The organism is Ornithinibacillus proteolyticus (genome assembly GCF_039581225.1).
In the GTDB taxonomy this organism is placed as follows: Bacteria; Bacillota; Bacilli; order Bacillales; family Amphibacillaceae; genus Ornithinibacillus; species Ornithinibacillus massiliensis.
Genome location: NZ_JBCPXV010000017.1, coordinates 11,167 through 27,769, shown reverse-complemented (window position 1 = coordinate 27,769; position 16,603 = coordinate 11,167). Strand labels below are relative to the sequence as shown.

The window sequence follows — 16,603 nt, the reverse complement described above, 5'->3', positions numbered from 1 at the left end:
AAATGTGAGGAGATAATGTGAATATAAAGGCCATAGCTTTAGATATGGATGGAACATTACTGAATAAAAACGGGGTGGTAGAAGAAAATGTAATCATCAAACTAAACTCGCTCAGGGAACAAGGAGTGAAGCTCTTTGTAGCCACTGGTCGTACAAAAAGAGAAATTGCAGATGTTTTACCTCCCCATTTGGTTTTAGATGGTTATGTGACAGCAAATGGGATGGGGGTATATACAAGAGATACTCAACTAGCACGATTTTCTTTAGATGAAAACTTACTTCAAAACGTTATTGCCAATGCACGGAAAGATAGAATTTACTATGAGGTACATCCAGAAGAGGAAAATCGCTTTGCCTCAGAAGAAGATAAAGCATACTTTGCTTCTGAGCTAAAAAAAGAATTTCCAAAGACACTGCTTGTCAACGAATGGAATTCTAGAAAGGAAGCGTTGAATAAAAAGATTTACTGGGTTAATCAGTTAAGCTACGAGAATATAGTGAAAGTATATTTCTTCAGTATGGATATCAATAAAATTGATCGATGGAAAAATGCGTTAATCGAGCTAAAAAAAGACCAAAATTTCTCCATGTCATCTTCATCAAGACATAATGTGGAAATGATGGTAGCTGGTGTATCAAAAGGAACCGGTATGCAATTATTGCTGGATACGTATAATATATCCAAACATAATCTATTAGCAGTAGGAGATGGAGAGAATGATTTGGCTATGTTTGATTTAGCTGGGCATGCGGTTGCGATGAAAAATGCGAATAGCCGTGTACAAGCACAAGCAGATGAAGTTACGGATTACACGTACGAAGAGAATGGATTACTTCATTACCTTAATAAATTATAAGAGATATTAAACTTGAAAAGACCAATTCTCTTTCACTCCTTTGTGATATTGTATGCTTTCAACTAGAAAAAAATAAGAACCATTCACATGGCTCTCATTTTTAATGCCCATCTCGATGTTTTTCACTATGTATAACCTCGTCTAAAAATGTTTCTACTTTCGTATGATTATGGATATCACAATAATATACAACCGTTTTTATTCGGTGTGAAATGGTACATGTTCGCTTACGCTTCATAAAATTTTTCCAGTACGTGTACTCATGCTCACCTACTAAAATGGTATCATAATGCACACTCGATTGTTGCCAGTTATGTTCTTCCGTTGTTGTCGGAATTCTTTCAGCCATAACAAGTTGTTGAGCGCCAAAAAATAGCACAGTAAAAATAACGAAACATCGAATTATTTTAATCCTACTCACCCCACCAAGTTCTATACTTTTCATTAGCTTTTCCACTTTAGACTACTTTTATGTACGTAGTCGGCGATTTTTACTATTAATTAGGTGGGGTGTCTACTCTGTAGGTTAACACGGTTATAGTCAATCCATTAACTAGCTACATCACGCTTGGTAAATACAAGCCAAGAAGCAATAATAAATATAGCAAAATAGATACCCAGCACGATAGAAGAAAACGTTAAACTCATTCCTTCAATAAAAGGTTCACTACCATTTAAATATTGGCTCAAATCTGTATTGGCAAATAAAATATATTTAGACCAACTATGCTCTGCAAAGAATAAGACAATCGAATTACCTGCCAACATTAAAAACACTGCTGTTCCAATTGCAATTCCACTACTCCTGAAGATACTAGATATCATAAAGGCAAATGTAGCCATCATAACAAGATTCACAACTTTAAGCCCATATCCTACCGCTACTTCTTTTAAAATTGGTGCATATTCTAAGCCACTTGCTTTTTCCACTACCATATATGGGTTAAGACCGTCAATACCAAAGAATAATGCTCCGACAATTAGTGAAAAGATTACGAGAAAAATAAGTGTGTAAATAGCAAATAACAATACTGCGACATACTTAGATAATAGTATTTTCGCTCTAGAAATAGGTCGAATTAGAATGAGTTTAATGGTTCCCCACTTAAATTCATTTGCAAGAATTCCAGCTGCTACAATGATCGTAAATAAACTAATAAGCGATACTAGAAATACATTCTCTAGTACATATTGCCATGCTCCATATCCAGGCGGTTGAATATCATGTTCTAAGTAATAATTATTTTGTTCAATTAGACTCGTATTAATATCACCGAGGATCCCGATCTCTTCTATTTCCTCCATGAGTTCCGTATTCTCCGCTTGCAATTCCTCTCGCCAATTGTTCTCATCATAATCTTTTACGACTAAATCTGTAGTAAGATTGATAATTGCCCCTGCCAAAACAATTAAAGCGAGTAGGATGTACATAACCCAGGTCGATTTTTGTATATATATTTTGTGCACTTCATTATGAACTAGCCTGAAAAATTTAACCAATTGTATTCTCCCCTATCAAATCAAAAAATTTATCCTCTAAAGACGTTTTCGATACTTCTACTTGGTATATAGAGATATCTTCTTTTACCAATGTTTGAATGAGGATTGGGATTTGTTCTTTAGGACATGCGAATTTTATCAAGCCACTTTCAAACAGAGTATCCATATGATGAACATTTTGAATTAGTTCAACAGCCTTTTTGGCAGGCTTTGCTTCAAGTTGCACCTGGATGGTAGAATCTTTTACATTGGTAGCCGGCTTGACAGACTGAATCGCTACAAGTTCCCCATTCTTGATAACACCAATTCGGTCACACATCAGTTCTATCTCGGACAATAAATGGCTTGAGATGATAATCGTAACATTTTGTTCCGTAGCTAATTTCCGAATGTATTGGCGAATCTCCCTAATACCAGCTGGGTCAAGTCCATTTGTAGGCTCATCTAAGATTAATACAGATGGATTATGTAATAATGCTTGCGCAATTCCTAAACGCTGACGCATCCCCAGTGAATACTTTCCGACTTTTTGATTAATTGCTTTTTCCAGTCCTACTAACGAAATAACCTCTTGAATTCTTTCCCTAGTAATACCTGGCATCATCCGTGCAAAATGATTTAAATTTTGTAACCCTGTCATAAATGGATATAATTCTGGATTCTCTACAATGGCTCCAACTTCACGTATCGCCTCTTTGTAATTATCTTTTATACTTTTCCCTAATATTTGCACATCCCCATTCGAGATTTTCATGAGGCCTACCATCATCCGAATCGTTGTAGTTTTACCAGCACCATTCGGTCCGAGAAATCCAAACACCTCACCAGATTGAATTTCAAAGTTCAATCCTTTAATAATTTGTTTCTTTCCTATCGATTTCTGCAGATTAATTAACTTCATCGCTGTTTTTGTCAAATTTTCTCCTCCTTGCCCTATTCATCAGAATATTGCGCTGGTTGATTTTCACCAAACGCATGCTAAAGTTCTACCAATATCTTACCAGCAACAGGTTTCTATCAATTGAACGTTTATTTACCAATGGATAAATTTTTACGTATTTTGTTCAACTAATGGTAAACTTCAAATGGTATCATAAAGTGGAGTAAAGCTTCATACATGGGGGGACAAAGATGGATAATACAACGATTTTAATCGTCGATGACGAGCAATCAATTGTAACCATGTTAGAAACAATGTTAAAAAAAGAGGGGTTCCATAATATTTATAAAGCCCACACAGGTAACGATGCGTTAAAAATTTTAGACCATCATACGATTGATATTATTATTCTTGATGTCATGCTTCCAGATGGAAGTGGATTTGATTTTTGTCCGACCATTAGGCAGCGGTCTAATGCTTATATACTATTCCTAACCGCTAGAGTATCGGACTTAGATGTACTTACAGGCTTTGCAACAGGTGGGGATGACTATGTCACCAAGCCATTTAATCCTCTCGAAATTGCAGCTCGAATTAAGGCTCATATGAGAAGAATTGAAACAAAGCCAGATACTAGTAGTGATTCCAGTCATCCTAAACGGTATGATTATGGACGATTCGTCTTGGATGAAAATGCTGGTGAATTAATCGTGGATGGACAAGTAATTAGTTGTCCGACACAAGTCTACTTACTATTACTTTATTTCTGCAAACATCCCAATACCGTATTTTCGAAATCCGCTTTATTAGAAGCGGTATGGGGATTCGATCGATATGTAGATGATAATACGGTTTCCGTACATATTAGAAGAATTAGAGAAAGAATTGAACTAGAGCCAAGTAATCCGGAATACCTAGTTACTGTTCGAGGTCTTGGATATAAGCTTGTAAAGGAAATCTCATCATGAAAAAGTTAAGATGGCGGTTATTTCTTAATTTCTTATTTCAATTTATTTTAATAGCTGCAACGATGCTATTTCTTATCTTGATTACGTTGATGTTCGCAGTCATTTTTTTTACGAAGGATTATTCGGAACAAAATTATTATCAAGCCATGCTCGAATCTATTTCCATGGACACGGGAAATTCCTTACGTGATTTACAGATGGCGGAGGGATGGGATGATAATTTAGAAGAACAGGAGGTATGGGTACAAATTATAGATGAGAACGGGAATGTAACAGAGTCAGGAAACGTGCCCGATAATATTCCGAATCATTATAGTCAATATGATTTAATTACAATGAAGCAAACAAAGGAGATAAATGGGTATTCCTTAGCTTTTTATTTGGAAACCTTTTATGAAAAGAAATATCTATTTCTATTAGGTTATGAAGATTTCGGGAATCATTTATTGCAAACTATCCTTGAAGATTATGGAGAAAATGGCCAAATTCCAGATTCTCACATTCCAGAAGTGGAGAAGATACTGAACGAGAGTAATGGGAAGTTGGAGATTTTTGACTCCAATGAAACACTCCTTCTGACAATCGGTAAGGATATAAAGGTTAAAGAGAAACCGTTAAATGTATTCTTAAGGGAGTCTTCCCCAAATACATTCTCTACGAACCAATATTTCTATAAAGATCCTGAATCCGATACATTATGGGTACTTTATACTCCGAACGATAATGCAAAAGAGCTTGAGTTAAAACAATATCATGACCTTGGTATTACGTTTGCTATTACAGGAATTATCGTACTTTTTATTACGATCATGATATCCATATGGAATGGTTTTCGCTATGGTCACCCGCTGTTTATCTTTTCGAATTGGTTAAGCAGGATGGGAAATCAAGAGTACGGAGAAGTACTAACGGCGCAAGAGAAGAAACAGGTGTACAAAAGAAATGGCAAGCTTAAGATCAGGTACCGATTATTTAAGGAAGTATTCCAGGCATTTTATGAAATGGCTGAAAAACTAGACCACTCCAAAAGAGAAAGAGAACAATTAGAGAGGTCAAGGGAGGAGTGGATGGCAGGCATATCACATGACCTACGCACACCACTATCAACCATGCAAGGATATGGAAATTTACTAGAAAGTAGTCAGTATGATTGGTCGAAGGAAGAATTGGCTGAAATTGGTGAAACCATTAAGAATAAGAGTGAGTATATGCTTAGACTCATTGAAGACTTTACGTTGAGCTTCCAATTGAAAAACGAATCTGCCACCATACTTTTGGAGAAGAGAAAGATAAACCAATTAATGAATGAATTAATTCAGAAATATAAACAGGATCGGACGATTGAGGGGTACTCCTTATCCTTTATACCATTAGAAAAGGATGTTGAGGTCGAGATTAATAAACGCCTGTTTGAAAGACTAATGAATAATCTTATTTATAACGCCATTAAACATAATCCGATTGGAACAAAAATTGAGATTATGTTGGATAAAACTACTTCTAATCAGCTACAGCTTACGATTAAAGATGATGGAGTTGGAATGGACGAAAGAACGAAACAACATTTATTTGATCGTTATTATCGGGGAACAAATACAGACGAGAAAATTGAAGGCACTGGCTTAGGAATGAGTATAGCATTACAAATTGCGGTTGCTCATCGAGGGAAAGTTCAAGTTGATTCTAAAGTTAACGAAGGGACTTCTGTAACTGTCACATTACCATTATCAGCTGAGTAATGATTAGAATATAATAAAATAAAGAGGGAGAACAGGATGACATGACCATCCTGTTTTCCCTCTTTTTTTTACATTAATTTGCTTCTATTTTAACGATACCTTTTTCTTCGATGGAGACACTACCTTGTTTTACTATGACAACCTGTTCTCCTTCTTTCAAGTTTGTGAAAACAATTGGCGTAATAGAAGATGTCGCATGTTCTTCAATATAAGCTAGATCGACTTTTAATAGTGGCTGACCAGCTTTCACGGTATCGCCTTCTTCTACTAACAGTTCAAATCCTTCACCTTTTAGATTTACTGTATCTAAGCCAAAGTGAATCAGAACTTCTCTTCCACCTTCAGAAAGAATTCCTAAAGCATGCTTTGTTGGGAATGCATTGATGACTTTACCATTAACCGGTGAAACAACAAGACCGTCAACTGGCTTAATAGCAAATCCATCCCCCATCATTTTCCCAGAGAATACTTGATCGGGAACCTCCGTAATTGGAACAATTTCACCTTTAATCGGCGCAATAAATTCTTCCTCCACATTGGTATTTTGTAACGCTTCCGGATTTACTTCTTCGATTTGTTGCTGTACTTCTTTATCTAGGTCAACCTTTTGTGCTGGGCGAGGCTTTTTACCAGACATAATGTCTTGCATTTGCCCTTTAATAATCTCAGAGCGTGGACCGAAGATAGCTTGGATATTATCCCCAACTTCCAACACACCTGCAGCACCCAGATTTTTCAACTCGTCTTTATTTACATTGCCAATATCATTTACAGAAACACGTAGTCTTGTAATACATGCATCTAAATGTGCGATATTTTCTTGTCCACCCATAGCTTCTAATACATTGTACGCTAGGTCTCCTACTTCACCTTTTGATTCAGTAGTTTCCTCTACTTCCTCACGTCCTGGTGTCATCAGGTTAAACTTCTTAATAAAGAAGCGGAATAAGAAGTAGTAAAGGACACCAAAGCCAACCCCAACGATAATAGCTAGCCACCAAGGCTCTTTACCAGGTAAGATTCCAAATAGGGCAAAGTCAATAAACCCACCAGAGAATGTATAACCAATATTAACACCTAAGAAGGTCATAATCATAAATGATAATCCATCTAAAATCGCATGGATTAAGAATAGAAATGGTGATATAAACATAAATGAGAATTCTAATGGTTCCGTAATACCCGTTAAGAATGAGGTTAATGCCCCTGAAGCTAATAAACCAGCAACAAGCTTTTTCCGTTCTGGTCTAGCAGCATGATACATAGCTAGTGCTGCAGCAGGTAGTCCGAACATCATAATCGGATATTCCCCAGCCATAAAATTACCGGCTGTGATTTCAACATTATCACGTAACTGTGCGAAGAAAATCGTCATATCTCCACGAACAATCTCTCCAGCAGCAGTAGTATAAGAACCAAATTCATACCAGAATGGCGCATGGAAAATATGATGTAAGCCAAACGGAATTAATAAACGTTTAATAAATCCAAACATAAATACTGCTAAATAGGTTCCTTCCTCAATCAACCAATACGAAGCATTGTTCATCGCTGTTTGAATTGGTGGCCAAATAAGCATTAAGATTAATCCAGCAATGAATGAAAATACTGCTGTCGCAATAGGAACAAAACGCTTACCAGCAAAGAATCCAAGGAATGATGGCATTTCAATATCATGGAACCGATTATAGGCAAAGGCGGCAATTAAACCGACTATTATTCCCCCGAATACCCCTGTTTGCAAGGTCGGTATCCCTAATACACTTGCATAACTCGGATCGGTTGCAATCATTTCTTCGGTTACGCCAATCCAAGATCCCATAACCTGATTCATTACTAAATAACCAACTAGCGCAGCAAGTCCAGCAGCCCCATCCGCTGCTAGGCCAATTGCGACACCAACAGCAAAGATTAATGCCAGGTTAGTAAAGATAATATTACCGGCATCCTCCATAACAGTTGCTGTTAGCTGAATCCAATCTGCATTTAGAAATGGCAGATAATTAAGTGTTGTTTCTTGCTGAGCGGCATTACCTAGCCCTAGTAATAAACCAGCAGCAGGTAATAGTGCCACAGGCAACATAAGTGCTTTACCAACCTTCTGTAAAACACCAAAAGCCTTTTTAAACATAAAAATCCTCCTCTGTGATCAAACATATCTTGTCCCAGCAAACGATAAAGAATAAGTTAGACAAACAAAAAAGGCATGAATAGAGATAGGAAACAAGAAGTTAGGATTAGCTTTCCCACTTCTTCTCATTTCATCAATTCTCTACTCATGCCTGATCGAATCAGTAACACGTAAGATTATGAGTCATATTTAATTGCTAAACGCTGTAAATGCATGGTTAAATAAACAGCCTCTGCATCATATACAGGTTTCTTTAACGTTTGCTGCATCATTTTGATAAGCTTCCATGCCAGATTATAACACATAGGGTATTCTTTTTTCAATAGGTTAGCTAACTTCATAGGCTCTTCCATTTTTTCCCCATTTATAACACGTTCAATGGTGTAACGAATATGACGTACTAGACGGAGATAATCAATTCCCTCGCGATCAATGTCTATCTTTAATTGTTCCTCTATTGTACGAGTTAACCGAGAAAGTAAATTAGAGTATACACTTAAATCAGATAAGGATTTATCGGTGATGGCACTATGAACATGCAGGGCAATAAATCCTACTTCTCCCTCTGGCAACTGGATATCCAGAGACTGGTTCATATTATCTACTATTTCTGAAGCAAGCTCATATTCAAAAGGATACAGTGCTTTTGTTTCTGATAAAAATGGATTCGTAATTTCCATTCCTCGCTTTAAGCGTGTAATAGCAAATAGGATATGATCGGTTAAGGCGACATGCACTTTTTCATTTATTAATGTATTTGATCTTCGCTTAATCATTTCTATAGCGGTGATAATAGCTTCTAGTGTCGAATCCTCCATACTAGGAAGTAATTTTTTATAATTTTCTTGTTCCGCTTTATTACGGAGTTCAAAAAGCTTCTCAACTGTATCTTCCTGAATAATATCATTTCTTTTCTTGTTAAAACCAATCCCTTTTCCAATTAAGACAACCTCTTGGTTATCATTATTTAACGCAATAATGACATTATTATTTAACGCCTTTATGACAGTATAAATTCTCAAAACCTCCGACTCCTTTTCCCCTCAAACACTTGTCCGTCAACCATATCTTTATCTAATTCGTACTAAATGATTCCCACACAAATTTATATCATACATAAATGTAGTGGTTGAGAGCAAACTTTTTAAATAAAAGCTACTTTCTGAAGAAGGAGTAATGACATTGATTCAAGTTAACGCTATCATAGAGAAAAACGAGAGAATTACTTCCTTATCCATCGACGAGGTTGACTTTAGTACGTATAAATGGTGGTGGGGTAGTTTAGCATTTTATATATAACCTTGTCCTCTATTACCGGTCTATCAACTTTCCCAACCTCCATCCCTCATGAATCCTTTTTCATCTGAATAAAATGAAAAAGGACTAATTATGAGGAGGAATAGAATGGGTAAAAAGCTTTCAATGGTCTTTATCATTTGTATGCTTGCATTCGGTTTAGCACTTCCGGTATCCACTACTGCCAAAACGAGTCAATCAACAGAAATACCTGATCCTACTCCACACAACCAATCTGAGCCAAACTTCTCTATTACCGGTAAAGCCAGCAATGGTAACACGGAAACTCCAGGTGAATGGTATAGTGGCGCAACACCACCAAATCTTGACCCCAATAATCCTGTATTACTCTTTGTCCCAGGACTAAATAATGTTGCCCAAATCTTTTGGACTGACAATGATATGTACCAAACCGCCTATGATGCTGGCTATCAAACAGCCTTCATCCAACTATATGATGCTGGCGGTACCTCGGCAGATATGTGGGATAATGGTGCACTACTTGCGGAAAAAATAGCAGAAATTTCGAATCACTTTGGTGGAAAGAAAATCACAGTCGTCGCCTATAGCAAAGGCGGTGTAGATACCCAGACTGCATTAACCTATTATGATGCTTGGCAATATGTCGATAATGTCATCACCCTATCTAGTCCGCATCATGGCTCTCAATTAGCAGATTTGGCTTATAGCTCAGGAGCAGGTTGGCTCGCTAATTTACTTGGGGCACAGGGAGATGGTACATATGCCTTGCAAATGGGTAACATGGCAAACTTCCGAAGTCAAATCGATCATGAACCTAGGGCATACCATAATCGTTACTACACATTAGGTGGAACAAGCTGGGGTTCTGTATTTTCTTCTACATGGTTCGGAGGGGTGTATCTATCCCAATATGGAGCAAATGATGGCGTTGTTACAGCAGCGAGCAGTGTTTTACCAGGAGGACAGCAGATCTCAATTGGAGACTGGAATCACACCTCTATCAGAAGTGGGATAACCTTCCCTATTTTTCTACCTTACTTATTCAATAGCACGTCCAATGGTTCGCCAACTAAGCAAATCATGGATACAATAGATAGAAGCACCCCAAACTACAACCAATGGGTTGATGGAGGACCTCTACTTTCAGGCAAAGAAACAAATATCGCTATTACAGTAGAAAACGATGTAAACGACCTCGCCTTAAACCTAATGACTTCCAATTATCTCGCAGATATTAAACTCGTTTCACCTTCTGGAAAAATAACTACACCTACTATGAAATCAACCAAGATAAACGATGGCATCTTCTTAGGTGCAATCCAGCATGTCATTTCACTTGATGAGCCAGAAAGTGGAGAATGGTCCTTACAATTAACAGCTAAAGAAGAAGACGCCTACCTATTAGTCGCAACCTTTGATTCCCCAACTAAATTGGCATATCGTTCGAATACTAGAATCGTTCAATCTAATGAAATGATTTATCAATTACAAGCAAATAGTCATTCTGTAGAAGAAAATTCCGTAAAGGCTACTTACGAGATCACCCAATCGAATAATCCATCCAATAAGAAGAGCTTCACGGTTCAAGGTACTCCAAACTTATCACAGTTAATTCCGTTCCATAACCGAGATGAAGTGTATAACATTACCATTGACATAGAAGGACGAACAAAAAGTGGGGAGAAATTCAAGCGGACTATAATAGATTCTGTATACGTAAAATAACTACCCTTCATTCCGATGTAAAATCCCTTGTCAGACACCCGCGTATGACATTGGAGCGGAAATTACTTAATCCCTTTCTAGATTCATTACATGTATTTTAACAACATTTGAGCTCTGAATGCATTGATAAAATCATAATAATGGTATAGGACAATGTATCCTATTCATATCTTTTACAAACAAAAGAAAGGGGGCCCGAGTCAATTGGATATAATCCGGATCGAATGGGTTCCGTTTCAGAAAATTATAGCCCGTCACACGAATGCTCTTCCACCTAGTCGATATGCATATCATAACGATACGGAAGCCCATATCCCACATATTCATGTTATTCGAAACCAACATAACGACTTCCTACTCGCAAAGGGGATTGAAGCTTATAATAAGCTATACTTAATAGATTTCCGTAGAAGCATTCCGGTCTATATCATAACTAATCCACATATCACCTTGTTAGAATGGAAATACCAATTATTTCAGTCCTGCATGCAAGAAAAAGTGAATCATAGATTGAAATACGAATATATTATTCTTTTGCTCAAGGAAACCCGTAACGATATAGCCAGTATTTGCAAACATACCAAATGTACCAAAGAAGACATTTACCAGCTACTATTTGACTCAACCATACCTGAAAAATATAAGGACCTTGCGATAAAACATAATCGTATTCAACTCATCAATTCCATAGCGAAATATCCAAAATTACAAAACTATCGAGCTGTTCTTTACCCAGCTGTTTTCCAGCATAATAATCGACTAACCTATGAGAAATTAAAGCTTTTCCTTACTTATATCGATGAAGGATATGAGTTAAATGTCAACTCTATCCTTGCTTTAGAAAACTTCAACAAAATAGTAGATCAAGCGCAAGCATTGAAATATTATTGGGATAGCTTGGAGTTTCCTGATACGCGGATTATAGAAGGGGTTTTTTATTATAAGGGCGATAAACAATCTAGAATAAAGGTAAGATTATAAGAAGGAGTTTGGCGAACCAAACTCCTCTTTCATTTACGGATATATTTTCGTAATGAAGCTTTAGTAAATTCTTCTTGAATACCTTCTTTAGCCATTAAATAATCTACTATTTCGTCTTCCCCAAGTCCAAGTTCCATTAATCCAAATGCAATGACAGATAAATAGGCTACGGACGGTTTAGTAAACGTAACATGGTTTATTGGCAGACTACTCGTAAAGGTGAAGATTGGAGCACCGTCTCTCTTCCCTAAGTACACCATGCGATTATACCAACCATGATGAATATCGACATATCCTTTACGCTCTATTTCCATTAAATCTAATTCCACTTGTAGTCCATTGTTTTCTTGGGATACAACATCATAAAATTGTTCTTCCGTTATTAAATACATTCTCCCGATAGTTTTTTCTTCACTCGAAGCATCTGTCCCGATAAATGCTACCCCACCTTCGCCCCATTTACTTCGCTCTTTAGAAAAGTAAAGTGGAAATGGTATATCAATTCGCTCACTTTCCTTTGGTGCCGTTTTATCTCGACATCCTTGTTCCGATTGATTCGATCCTGGTGGCCTTCCCCCATAAATATAGGCTAAAAATCTATCTTTCATCAAATTAGATCCATAACTAGCATACCAAATATCCATTTTAATTCCCCCATTAGATTACCGTGATTGTCTACTTTAACAACGCATCATAAAGCTATTTCATGTATACTATAAACGTAACATTATTTTGAAATTTAGTTAAGAAGGTGTATCCAATGAGAAAACAGCATAAAAAGGAATCTATACCTAGTATTATTCGTCGCTATATTATGATGCTCATCGGCGCAACATTAGCTGCTGTGGCATTGGAATTATTTTTAGTACCAAATACCATTATAGATGGTGGAGTAATAGGTATCTCCTTAATAACAAATAATTTAACTGGATTTAACTTCGGTATTCTAATACTTATCATTAACCTCCCTTTCTTAATCGCTGGTTATAAATATATTGGAAAAAGTTTTGTTATTGCATCCCTATTTAGTATCATTGCCCTAGCATTAATTGAACCAACCTTACACCATGTTCCAGCCCTAACAGAGGAACCATTACTTGCGACTGTCTTTGGAGGTCTCATCCTTGGTATTGGTGTAGGTATCGTTATTCGTAATGGTGGTGCCTTAGACGGTACGGAAATTCTTGGAATTCTACTTGCTCGCAGACTACCATTTTCAGTTGGCGAATTCGTTATGTTCTTTAATATTTTCATTTTCGCTTGGGCAGGATTTGTCTTAGGGTGGGAGCAAGCCATGTTCTCCATCATCACATACTTTATTGCCTCTAAAGCGATTGACCTCGTTGGTCAAGGACTCACTGGTGATACAAAAGCGGCTGTAATTGTTACCAATGAATATGCCGATGTTGGTGAAGCCATTCAGGAAAGACTTGGGCGTATGATTACGAACCTATATGGTAAAGGCGGGTACAAAGAAGAGGATAAAGAAGTTATATTTGTCGTCTTAACACGTCTCGAAATAGCAAAATTAAAATCGATTGTATATGAAACCGATCCAAAAGCATTTATAACCATTATTGATGCGCAAGAAGCACATGGTGGTAAATTCAAGAGTGCAATTCATTAATTAATGTAACCTCATATAAAAAGAGGAATTATCTCCATTACCTCTATTGGGGATTTAGGTACATCTAGGTAACAGAGGAACTTTCTCTGTTGGCTTTTTTGGGTTCTGCTTACACATTTGGGGCACTGAGAGGCTTTCTCTGTTACCTTTTTGAACTCTGCTTACACTTTTAGGTCACTGAGAGGCTTTCTCTGTTACCTTTTTTCGCTTTCCTTCCTCATTTAGGGCACTGAGACTTTCTCTCTGTGCCCTTTTTTCGCTTTCCTTCCTCATTTAGGGCACTGACACCCCTTCTCTGTGCCCTTTTTTCACTTTCCTTCCCCATTTAGGGCACTGACGCACTCTCTCTGTGACCTTTTTTCGCTCCCCTTCCTCATTTAGGGCACTGACGCACTCTCTCTGTGACCTTTTTTCGCTCCCCTTCCCCATTTAGGTCACTGATACCCCCCTCTGTGCCCTTTTTTCACTTTCCTTCCTCATTTAGGGCACTGACGCACTCTCTCTGTGACCTTTTTTCGCTCCCCTTCCTCATTTAGGGCACTGACGCACTCTCTCTGTGACCTTTTTCACCGCTATTTACACATTAAGGGAGCGGAGATGCATCCATCGGTTCCCCTTTTCAACTCTACTTGCGCTTTTTGGTAACGGAAGACGCTCTCTGCTCCCTTTTTTTAACTACACATATAGGTTATTTAGCTATCGTTATTGGTATATCCGGTCTACCAATCGAATAGTATTCGATTTGCTTTTCAGCCATCACCTCTGGTGCGTAGCAATTTCTCCCATCAAAAACAATTGGTGACTTCATATGGTTAAAGATTTGAACATCCACCTCTTTAAATTCATCCCACTCGGTTAAAATTAGAGCAGCATCACTGTTTCGTAACGCTTCTACCATACTGCTAGCAAAAGTTACCTCGGCATTTAATATCCCTTTCGCGTTGTCCATAGCAACTGGGTCATAACAGACAACATGAGCACCTAGTTGGATTAAGGATTCCGTTATGATGATAGATGCCGCTTCCCGCATATCATCTGTATTAGGCTTAAAGGATAATCCTAAGACCGTAATTTGTTTCCCTTCTATAGCGTGAAATCGTTCTAATAGTCTTTCCACTAGAATGGTTTGCCGTTCTTGATTAACTTTTACGACGCCTTCCAACAGTTTAAAATCATAAGCTACATTCCCTGCCAGTTGAATTAAAGCCTTCGTATCCTTTGGGAAACAAGAGCCTCCATAGCCAATTCCTGCTTTCAAAAACAGGAGACCAATCCGCTTATCCATGCCCATTCCCTGTGAAACTAAATCAACATTTGCTCCAACTCGTTCACAAATATTGGCTATTTCATTGATGAAGCTTATCTTTGTCGCTAGAAATGCATTGGAAGCATATTTAATCATTTCTGCACTTCGAATATCCGTTTTAAATATCGGGATACCAAAGGGCTTATTCACTTCTTCTAGCATTTCAAACGCTTTAAGATTATTCGCCCCAACTACAATTCGGTCTCCTCGAAAAGCATCTTCTATAGCAGAACCTTCGCGCAAAAATTCCGGATTCGAAACAACATCTACTCTAACATTATGTTTAAGATGTTCTTGTAAAACCTGATAAATTCTATCATTTGTTCCTACAGGTACCGTACTCTTCATAACAACTACTACATCATCTCGTATCGTAGTGGCGATTTGTTTTGCTGCTTGTTCAACAAATTGCGTATTAGCAGAACCATCTTCACTCTCTGGTGTACCGACAGCTATATAGATTACTTGCGCTTGCTCCAATGCAACCTCGTAATCTGTCGTAAAGTATAATCGTCCTTTTGCCATATTTTTAACCATAAGCTCCTCTAATCCTGGCTCCCAGATCGTTACTTTCCCAGTTCTTAATTGCTCTATTTTTCTTACATCGACATCTACACACCGTACATGATGTCCAATTTCTGCTAAACTAACCCCCGTTACAAGCCCCACATAGCCAGTTCCGATCACAGCAATTTTCATTGTGACACCTCACGAGAGCTATACCGGTCTATCATTTCTTTCAACATTTGCTCCACCTGCTCCCGATGCTCCTTATCCTCTAGGGCGAACTCTACCGTTGTCCGGAGAAACCCTAATTTTTCCCCAACATCATATCGCCTACCTTCAAACTCGTATGCATATACTTGATCTATTTGATTTAGTTGATTAATGGCATCAGTTAACTGTATTTCCCCTCCTGCCCCAGGTGCTTGATACTCTAAAATATCAAAAATGGCCGGAGTGAGGACATAACGCCCCATGATAGCTAGATTACTAGGTGCTGTTCCTAGTTTTGGTTTTTCTACAAAACGGTTAACAGCATGTAATCTACCTTGATTTTTCCGTGGTTCAACGATTCCATACCGTTCTGTTTCTTCCATAGAAACCTCCTGAACCCCAACAACGGACGAACCTACTTTGTCATATTGGAGCATTAACTGCTTTATTCCAGGAGTTTCTGCACGAACAATATCATCTCCTAAAAGAACTGCAAACGGTTCCTCTCCAATAAATTTACGTGCACACCAAACCGCATGACCTAGTCCCTTTGGTTCTTTTTGTCTTATATAGTGTATTTCTACGTTTGAGGAAGATTGAATTTTCTCGAGCAAGGAAAGCTTTCCTTTTTCTATCAAATTATTTTCCAACTCAAAATTGATATCAAAGTGGTCTTCGATTGCTCTCTTCCCTTTACCGGTCACAATAATAATATCTTCAATACCTGCATGTTTTGCCTCTTCCACAATATAATCAATTGTTGGACGATCAATTATTGGTAGCATCTCCTTTGGCATCGCTTTGGTAGCTGGTAAAAATCGAGTACCTAGACCTGCTGCTGGAATAATAGCTTTTTTCACTCGTTTCATCTTGTTCCCTCCATTCCGAATTAAC

At 37.7% G+C, this 16,603-nt stretch carries 14 protein-coding genes; 6 read left to right on the top strand and 8 right to left on the bottom strand.

The annotated features are described in order from the left end of the window. Window positions 1–17 precede the first annotated feature (17 nt). A complete protein-coding gene (locus AAIB49_RS09785; protein ID WP_339213627.1) occupies window positions 18–857 on the top strand; it encodes a Cof-type HAD-IIB family hydrolase in 840 nt (279 codons plus the stop codon). A gap of 100 nt (window positions 858–957) precedes the next feature. Here the strand turns inward: AAIB49_RS09785 and AAIB49_RS09780 are convergent, their stop codons facing one another. The 3 genes from AAIB49_RS09780 to AAIB49_RS09770 all read right to left on the bottom strand — a co-directional run bounded on the left by AAIB49_RS09780 (window position 958) and on the right by AAIB49_RS09770 (window position 3,273). After that, window positions 958–1,302 carry a hypothetical protein gene (locus tag AAIB49_RS09780; RefSeq protein WP_339213625.1) on the bottom strand — a complete coding sequence of 115 codons (345 nt, stop codon included), beginning with the start codon at window positions 1,300–1,302 and terminating at the stop codon, window positions 958–960. A 104-nt stretch (window positions 1,303–1,406) separates the two neighbouring features. Next, complete coding sequence (locus AAIB49_RS09775; protein ID WP_343457971.1) at window positions 1,407–2,357, bottom strand: ABC transporter permease; 951 nt, start codon at window positions 2,355–2,357, stop codon at window positions 1,407–1,409. After that, window positions 2,350–3,273 (bottom strand): ABC transporter ATP-binding protein, encoded by a 924-nt coding sequence (locus AAIB49_RS09770; RefSeq protein WP_343457970.1) that lies wholly within the window; start codon window positions 3,271–3,273, stop codon window positions 2,350–2,352. The genes AAIB49_RS09775 and AAIB49_RS09770 overlap by 8 nt, the downstream gene beginning before the upstream one ends. A 215-nt stretch (window positions 3,274–3,488) precedes the next feature. On the opposite strand from AAIB49_RS09770, the gene AAIB49_RS09765 reads away from it, so the two are divergent. Both AAIB49_RS09765 and AAIB49_RS09760 read left to right on the top strand, forming a co-directional pair. Further along, window positions 3,489–4,205, top strand: a complete 717-nt coding sequence (locus AAIB49_RS09765) for a response regulator transcription factor (protein WP_343457969.1) — start codon at window positions 3,489–3,491, stop codon at window positions 4,203–4,205. Further along, window positions 4,202–5,944 carry a sensor histidine kinase gene (locus AAIB49_RS09760; protein WP_343457968.1) on the top strand — a complete coding sequence of 581 codons (1,743 nt, stop codon included), beginning with the start codon at window positions 4,202–4,204 and terminating at the stop codon, window positions 5,942–5,944. The genes AAIB49_RS09765 and AAIB49_RS09760 overlap by 4 nt, the downstream gene beginning before the upstream one ends. A gap of 73 nt (window positions 5,945–6,017) precedes the next feature. On the opposite strand, the gene ptsG is transcribed toward AAIB49_RS09760, so the two are convergent. Both ptsG and glcT read right to left on the bottom strand, forming a co-directional pair. Beyond that, window positions 6,018–8,075 (bottom strand): glucose-specific PTS transporter subunit IIBC, encoded by a 2,058-nt coding sequence (gene ptsG / locus AAIB49_RS09755; RefSeq protein ID WP_343457967.1) that lies wholly within the window; start codon window positions 8,073–8,075, stop codon window positions 6,018–6,020. A gap of 176 nt (window positions 8,076–8,251) precedes the next feature. Continuing rightward, window positions 8,252–9,097: a glucose PTS transporter transcription antiterminator GlcT gene (gene glcT, locus AAIB49_RS09750; protein WP_343457966.1), complete on the bottom strand. Its 846-nt coding sequence runs from the start codon at window positions 9,095–9,097 to the stop codon at window positions 8,252–8,254. A gap of 382 nt (window positions 9,098–9,479) precedes the next feature. Here glcT and AAIB49_RS09745 point away from each other — a divergent pair, with 382 nt between their 5' ends. Beyond that, the gene (locus AAIB49_RS09745; protein WP_343457965.1) at window positions 9,480–11,078 is read left to right on the top strand and encodes an esterase/lipase family protein; all 1,599 of its coding nucleotides are present in this window, start codon (window positions 9,480–9,482) and stop codon (window positions 11,076–11,078) included. A 204-nt stretch (window positions 11,079–11,282) separates the two neighbouring features. After that, complete coding sequence (locus AAIB49_RS09740; RefSeq protein WP_343457964.1) at window positions 11,283–12,059, top strand: hypothetical protein; 777 nt, start codon at window positions 11,283–11,285, stop codon at window positions 12,057–12,059. A 29-nt stretch (window positions 12,060–12,088) separates the two neighbouring features. Here the strand turns inward: AAIB49_RS09740 and AAIB49_RS09735 are convergent, their stop codons facing one another. Further along, window positions 12,089–12,703 carry a hypothetical protein gene (locus tag AAIB49_RS09735; protein ID WP_343457963.1) on the bottom strand — a complete coding sequence of 205 codons (615 nt, stop codon included), beginning with the start codon at window positions 12,701–12,703 and terminating at the stop codon, window positions 12,089–12,091. 116 nt (window positions 12,704–12,819) lie between these two features. Between AAIB49_RS09735 and AAIB49_RS09730 the strand changes: the two genes are divergently transcribed. Beyond that, window positions 12,820–13,686 carry a YitT family protein gene (locus AAIB49_RS09730; protein WP_343457962.1) on the top strand — a complete coding sequence of 289 codons (867 nt, stop codon included), beginning with the start codon at window positions 12,820–12,822 and terminating at the stop codon, window positions 13,684–13,686. Window positions 13,687–14,374: 688 nt separating this feature from the next. Here AAIB49_RS09730 and AAIB49_RS09725 read toward each other — a convergent pair. Continuing rightward, complete coding sequence (locus tag AAIB49_RS09725; protein WP_343457961.1) at window positions 14,375–15,691, bottom strand: UDP-glucose dehydrogenase family protein; 1,317 nt, start codon at window positions 15,689–15,691, stop codon at window positions 14,375–14,377. Further along, window positions 15,688–16,578, bottom strand: coding sequence for a UTP--glucose-1-phosphate uridylyltransferase GalU (gene galU / locus AAIB49_RS09720; protein ID WP_343457960.1), 891 nt, complete (start codon window positions 16,576–16,578; stop codon window positions 15,688–15,690). The genes AAIB49_RS09725 and galU overlap by 4 nt, the downstream gene beginning before the upstream one ends. Window positions 16,579–16,603: the final 25 nt, after the last annotated feature.